The organism is Hansschlegelia beijingensis (assembly GCF_014196425.1).
Taxonomy (GTDB): Bacteria; Pseudomonadota; Alphaproteobacteria; order Rhizobiales; family Methylopilaceae; genus Methylopila; species Methylopila beijingensis.
Map to the genome: position 1 here is coordinate 1,274 of NZ_JACIDR010000011.1, position 1,419 is coordinate 2,692.

Consider the following 1,419-nt stretch of genomic DNA (forward strand, 5'->3'; position numbering starts at 1 on the left):
ACCGCCCGCTCGGGATCGACCAGACCTTCGCCTTCGGCGACGCCGCGACGCTGCCCTGCCCGCCGATGGAGTACATAACGCGGCAATGTCAGGGCGACTTCTGCCTGCTCGACCAGCGCCAGGACAATCTCTGGATGGACGCCGGCATCGTCACCACCCAGGCGGACTGGTCGCTCGACTTCGACATGGGCATGAACTTCATGGAATGGCACGGCCCGGTGCCGCTCGCGCACGATCTCGGCGTGTTCGACCGGGCGCTGAAGTTCCTGCTCAACCTGCAGCAGGGCCGTCCGGTGCGCCGGCTGAACTGGACGATGACGGTCAATCCGCGACTCGACACCAGCCCGGAGAACTACCACCGCTGGGGCGTCGACCGGACCACGGTCACGCCCGACAACGTCGGCGACAAGGTGCATCTCCGGGTCGAGCTGCAGGCGCTGTGGCGGCTGCCGCGCTCGAACGCCATCGTGTTCTCGATCCGCGCCTACATGATCAAGATGCAGGAGCTGGTGACGATCCCCAAATGGGGCCGCCGCCTCCACCGGGTGCTGAAAAGCCTGCCGCCCGAGCTCGCCGACTACAAGGGCCTGACCCGCTACCGCCAGACCACGGTGGACTGGCTCGCCCGGCATGACGACGGCGCCCCGACCTCGCCGGGCTTCTTCCCGGACTGAGCAGCCGGACTGACCCAAGACTTCTCCGCCGACGCAAACCGCCAGATCGAGAGGACGCCCATGGGCCCCGAAGACTTCCCGCGCAGGAACGCCCTCGTCAGCCGCCACCAGGCGCTCGGCTCCGCGCTCGACAGCGAGTGGAACGGGATGCCGATCCCGCAGAGCTATGCGACCGACCCCTATGAGGAGACCGCGATCGTCCGCTCGAAGGCGGGGCTGTTCGACGTCTCGGGGCTGCGCATGATCGACGTGTCGGGGCCCGACGCGGTCACGGCGCTGAACCGCATGCTGACCACCGACGTCGACCGGCTGCGGCCCGGCCAGTCGGCGATCTCCAACATCGTCGACCAGGACGGTTCGCTGATCGACGACGTGCTGGTCTATCGGGACGGGCCGGACGCGTTCCGCCTGAGCCATGGCGGCGGCCGGCTCGAGGAGGTCATCGACGGCTTCTTCCAGGGGCTCGACGCGCGCTGGGCCAAGGACGACGACGTCCACATCCTGTCGCTGCAGGGGCCGCTCGCGCTCGACATCCTGAAGCCGCACGCCGATTTCGACCTCGCGACCCTCAGATATTTCGAGCACCGCCCCGCAAAACTGTTCGGCAGGGAGGTCTCGATCGCGCGCGGCGGCTATTCGGCCGAGCGCGGCTATGAGGTGTTCTGCTCGGCCGCTGACGCGCCCTTCCTGTGGGACAGCATCATGGAGGCCGGAAAACCCTACGGGGCGTGCGCGGCGTCCTGGG

1 protein-coding gene and 1 pseudogene are annotated in these 1,419 nt (G+C 68.1%); both read left to right on the forward strand.

Annotated features, from left to right (window positions below):
- Positions 1-674, forward strand: a 674-nt coding sequence (locus GGR24_RS17730; RefSeq protein WP_246398667.1) for a heme-dependent oxidative N-demethylase family protein, incomplete at its 5' end; no start/stop codon positions are given.
- 60 nt (positions 675-734) lie between these two features.
- Positions 735-1,419 (forward strand): annotated as a pseudogene (locus GGR24_RS17440) (aminomethyl transferase family protein); the annotation flags it as partial.